Origin of the sequence: Mobiluncus mulieris ATCC 35243 (assembly GCF_000160615.1) — a bacterium.
Classification (GTDB): domain Bacteria; phylum Actinomycetota; class Actinomycetes; order Actinomycetales; family Actinomycetaceae; genus Mobiluncus; species Mobiluncus mulieris.
In genome coordinates this window covers 186,979-192,663 of the sequence record NZ_GG668518.1, presented here as the reverse complement: position 1 = coordinate 192,663, position 5,685 = coordinate 186,979, and the positions used below count along the sequence as shown (strand labels likewise).

Below are 5,685 nucleotides of genomic sequence, written 5' to 3'. Positions count from 1 at the left end.
TGTTGGGGATGAGATTAAGTTCCCTGATGGTGGTTCGTTTACTCGTGTTTCTGGTGATTCGCGTATTGATACGGCTTTGGCTGTGGCGGAGAAGTTGTATAAGGATTCTAATTCTTCTTTGAAGACTGCGTATTTGGTGTCTTCTCGGGATGAGAATATGGTTGATGCGGCGACTTCTGGGATGTTGAAGGATGGTATTGTCTTGTTGGTACCGTCGGATCGTTCGGGTCAGTTGTTGTTGGGTGCGACGATGAAGACGAAGTTCCCTAATGTTAGCAAGTTGGTTGCTGTTGGTGGTAAGAAGGCTGTTGCTGATGAGGCGGTGGCTGCGGTTAAGAAGATGAACGATAAGATTACCAAGACCGAGCGTTTGGATGGTAAGAATCGTTATGAGACGAATGTGGCGGTAGCGAAAGCTTCGTATAAGAGTTACTCGGTGAGCCGGGTGTATTTGACTCGTGGGGATCAGCTTGTTGACGCGTTGACTGCGGGCGCGGCTGGTGATGGTCCGGTGTTGCTGGTGAATCACGAGGGTGATGTGGATAAGGCTACTAAGGAGTATTTCGAGAAGCTTACCTTGAGTGCTGATGGTGTGGTGCTTGGCGGTAAGAGTGCTTTGTCTGAGGAGCAGGTTAACAAGATTCTTGGTGAGACGAAGAAGCTTGACCCGTGGTCTTATTTGAAGACTACTGCGGAGAAGAAGGCTGATGTGCAGCGTGCGGCAGCGGTGTATTTCGGTCAAGATAAGTGGCAGCGCATGGGTAAGGGATTCATCGAGCAGAAGTATTGGGATCCGAAGAAGGTTGATGAATACAACTACTTCGGTAACGGGTATACCGGCGGTGCTGTTGTTGGTGAGTCTAAGGATCCGTCTACGGTTAACGTGAGTGTGAATGTGACTGATCCGAAGAAAGCGTTTATTGGTTACAAGGATTCTACCGAGAAACTGGGTAAGAATGTTTTAGCGTTGACTAACAAGCACACCGCGCTGCAGGCAGATTTGGATGTGGCGTTGCGTAACGCTATCGCAGAGAAAGTCAAGGCTGGTGAATTCGTAGGTGGCACCGCTGACGTACGTACTAAGGCTGGGGCTAAGGCTGATGCGTTGTTGAAGGCGGTTAAGGATATGTATGGTGTGTCTTCCCAGGCTGCTGGTACCACGTTTAAGAAGGGTAAGCTTTCTGATGGTGGGGCGTTTACTTTTGATAGTGATACTGACGAGATTACTGGTTTGAATACTGATTTCTTCAAGGGTATCGAATCGAAGCTATCTTCTGGTGATTGGAGCGAGGTTAAGGCCTACATGATTGGTACTAAGCCTGCTACCTTGGGTGGGGCCGTCTACCTAGACATTGATTCTAATGCCAGCAACGTGCATGCGAATGACCCGGTTCCGGCTGGTAAGCCTGTGGTTGATGGTGTTAACTATGATGCTTTGTTTAACCAGGCTACTTCTGAGTATAAGTCTCAAAAGGAGAAGGCTGATAAGGCGAAGAAGGATTTGGTTGACGCGGTTAACTTGTATTTCGGTAAGGAACGGATGAATCTGGTTACCCAGGAGGGTACGTGGCCGCGTTTGGCGGGTAAGGATCGTTACGAGACTTCGGCTTTACTCGCGGTTTACAGTCTTTTGCGGGGTTCGTATCTGCATCAGGACAAGGTCGATCCAGTTAACGGGCGGGCTTATTTGGCCTCTGGTGATGATGCGCATCTGATTGATTCCGTGGTGGCGGGTCAGTTGACGGATGGTCCGATTATGCTGGTACCGACCTCCGGTAAAATCAGTGAGCCGGTTTTGAAGCATCTGGCGTATTTGAAGTACCGTACCACTAACCTGGGTACTTTCGCTATTGGTGGTAAAGTCGCTATCAGTGACGAGGTACGTGATGAGGCGGTTAAGGCTTTGCGTAACGCTAAAGACTACGCGGGGGCTGACTACCTCGGTGAGGTCGGGAAGAAACAAGAAGAAGCCGCCCTCCAACTGGTAGACGCCAGTAATAAGGCTGTTGAAAACGTGGATATGCCAGAGTCTGGCGCTACCCTGGCTCTAACCGCTAAACTCACCGATAAATCCGCTGTGCCTGTGTTGAGCCACACTGTGAGCGTGAAGAAAAACAACGTAGTCTCCACCGACCTTACCGCTACGGTGTCTAACAACAACACCCTGACCATCACCAAGAACGCTGGCGCGTCCTTGACGGCTGGTGACGTGTACACTGTTAGCGTGAAAGACGGCGACAATAACACCGCCCAGGTCACTGTCACCATAAAAGCGGACACCGTCACCCTAGACGACAAGACCGTCACCCTAGACGACAAGACCGCCACCTGGGCTAATGCTTTCGAGCTGTCGTTGAAGCTCAACGGCCAAGCCGCTACCTCAGCTGCTACCGGCCTGCAAATCAATGGCAAGAACAGTGGCACTGACGCAACGGCTCCGACCGTGGCTGATGATGGCGCTAACGGTAAGGTGAAGGTTACGGTGACTCCAGGTACCACCAAGTTCGGTACCTACACCATCAAGGGTAAACTCGGCACTAAGGATTTCTCCGCGAAGTTCACCTACCAGGCCGGCAAACCCACCGAAGTAACCGGCGTGGCTTCTGGCGCTGACAAGCTTTTCGAGGTTGGTGAAACTAATGCTGCCGTAACTGTTACCAATGCTTTGGCATTGGATAAGGACGGCAAGACCGTATCCGGCGCTACTGTTTCTCAAAGCGGAAGCAACGACGGTAAAGTCAAGGTTGCTACCGCCAACCTGACCAATGTCAAGTACCTTTACATTCCACAGAACGCTGCTAGCAAGCCTAAACTCTTTGAAGTAAAGTAAACCCTGAGCTAACAGCCATTCTGAGTGAAAACTAAATAACCGTGGTGCTCCCCAAGTGAAACTTGGGGAGCACCACGGGCTTAACCTTAATTATTCGACTACTACCAACATGACACCGGTCTTCACCTGGGAAACAACCCGACACTAACTAAACCGGGGTGTTCCTCGAGCCGGTAAACACCGGGGGTTTCTGGGTGTTGTCAAGTGCAGGTTTTTTCTGCGAGTGTAGCGCAAGTGGTTTTGCACGTGTAGCGCAACGAGAGTTGCACGGTTTTTGGTTCGTGAATTGGGTCGGCTCCTAGCCCCTCCGGGGTGTCTAACGACTCGGTGGTTGCGAGCCGGTCTATATGCGGGTTGGCTCCCGGGAAATCTTGTATTCCCCGGGAGCCAACTGTCTATTTATTCGGTTATATTAGATACTATCCGAAACAGCCCACCCTAGTTGGCTACGGTGATGGTTGCCACATCCGAGTCGGTAGGCATTTTACCAGTCTCGGTTTGAGTAAGCGTCAGCTTAATAGTTTGGTTGGCTGCGATATTCTCCGGAACGTTGAACACGACATAGGAATCAGTGTCTTTCTTGACAATCTTCGCGTCAGTAGCCGCAGCGTTGTTGACGCTGACACTGGCTTTCAGCTCAGCACCTTTAGTACTGGTTTTAATCTTTACAGCGAAAGACTTGTCTTTCAAAGAGGAAACCTTCAAATCCGTCGGGTGGTCTGTTCCTACAGTCTCACCAGTCAGCGAGTACAGTTCGGTGCTTACAACACCACCTGCGGTCACGTTGAGTGCTGGTTTAGTCGATTGTTCTTTCACGGTGGCGGTGAAGTAGGCTTTCCTGCCTCCGGGCAGTTCTATTTCGTAGGTGTAGGTGCCGGGAGTTGCACTGGCGGTGGTGACTTTAACCTTGCCGTCAGCCTCACCCGTGGGGGTTGGGGCGGTGCCGTCTAGCGGCATACGCTTAACCAGTTTCACCTTATTGGCGAGGTTCTCGCTAATCGCTGAACCCATAACCTTCACCTGAACCTCCACACCGGCGTTATCGGTAGTTTTGATATCGAAGGCGGGTTTATCCACGGTCACGTTTTCACTGTTAGTAAACGGGTTTTTCTTGCCTGGGGTGGGTTGGTTGGTGTTGTCGCCGCGTTGGGCTACGAGGGCGGTGGCGTTAGCGGTTTTCAACAGGCTGTCAGAGATTACTTTACTGCCGCCAACCCCGTAAATCTCGATTAGTTTCGAGTTTTTAGCACCCAGGCGTTTCGCGGCGCGGATAATCTCGTTGTTAACCTCGTTCGAGTAGGCCTCCGCGCTGTTAGTGAGTAACACCGGGCCACGATGCAACTGGCCAGCTACCACCGCATCGGCCAGAGCATCACCATTGACCAGGTAAACCGCAGTAGTCCAATCCGGGTCATAATGGTTTTGATACCAAGCCGAGATAGCCGCCGCAGTACCATAACGGTTCTTACCAGCCAGGCGAGTGTAAGACTTACCCTGGAGCTTGTCACCCAAACCAGCAGCCTTCAAATCCAGGTAAGCCACCGTGTCTTTAGCGGATTTCAGGTTAGCCTCTGCCGCATCCAAACGGTATTTAAACACCTGCATCTGCGCATACAAAGAAACCCCAGTAGTCTGTACGTCACCTTCAATAACATGCTTAGCTAACCCATCGAAATCAGACTCCGTACCATCAGCCTGCTTCGCGTTATACTTATCAATCGCTTTCTTCGCGTCCTTAATCGCATCCTTCGCGTATTTTTCAATAGCAGCAGCCTCATCAAAAGTAATCTTCTCACGAGAAGGCTTAAACAACTTCCCCGCCACATCCTTATCGGCAGTTACCATGTCTTTAGAAAACACCGGAGACAGCTTCGCAATAACATCTTGGACTTTACTGTTGGCTGCGAGTTTCCCTCCGTCCAAAAGCTTCTTATTCTCATCGATGCCTTTAACACTATCCAACGGGGCAACAGCCTTCTCCAAATCAGCCCGCGCCACGTCATAGCGAACCTTAGCTTCTTTGTATAAACGCTTCGCGGTCTTAACCGCCTGCACATACTCACCATCAGAACGATTCCACTGGCTATCAGCTTCAGCAATCAAAGCCTTCAACCGGTCACGCTTCGCAATAATATCCGGATAAGAATCATCCGTAGACAAAGCACCATTACCCAAAGCAGTGTACTGCGCAGACAACACCGTAGAATCCGGAATCACCTTAGTACCACCCACCGCAATAAAGTTCTGGGGCTTAACCTTCTTCAAATACGCCATCACGGATTCCGGCAGTGAACCATCTTGTTTAGTCAACAAAATCGGGGAATCAATCGTACCCGCAGTCAACGCATCAACCAAAGTCACCCCATTAGCCAACACCACCGTACCCGGGGTGAAACGGCCAGTAACCTGACCAATACGATTCGCGATCTCCACAGAAGTCTCAAAACGATCATGACCAGCCACACGAGCCGTCTTCAAATCCCCAGCCTTCTTAGCAATATCAGACAACACCGAATCCGGCACCGCCTTATCACCACCAAGAGCGATAACAGTCTCCACGCCGAATTCCTTCACTGCTTCCGCGACCTTCTCATTAGAAGACCCATCAGCCTTAGCCAGCAGCATCGGCCCATCAGTCAACGCGCCACCAGCAGCCGCATCTACCTCACCATCATAACCCGCGATATAAACCACCTTCGGAGGCTGATTACCATTCCAAGAATGATCAGACACACCATCAGCAGCCTTCATCGCGTGCTTAGCCACCTCAATCGCCGTATCAACACGACTCTTACCAGAAAGCCGCAAACGATTCACATCATAAGACGGAGACGGAACCATCCTATCCCCACCCG

General features: G+C 50.8%; 2 protein-coding genes. One reads left to right on the top strand and one right to left on the bottom strand.

Annotation, left to right across the window (positions count from 1 at the left end; translation table 11 throughout):
- Positions 1-2,830: cell wall-binding repeat-containing protein (locus HMPREF0577_RS00730; protein WP_004011720.1), on the top strand; the 2,830-nt coding region annotated here is incomplete at its 5' end.
- 438 nt (positions 2,831-3,268) lie between these two features.
- Here the strand turns inward: HMPREF0577_RS00730 and HMPREF0577_RS00725 are convergent.
- On the bottom strand, positions 3,269-5,685 hold a 2,417-nt coding region (locus tag HMPREF0577_RS00725), incomplete at its 5' end, for a cell wall-binding repeat-containing protein (protein ID WP_004011719.1).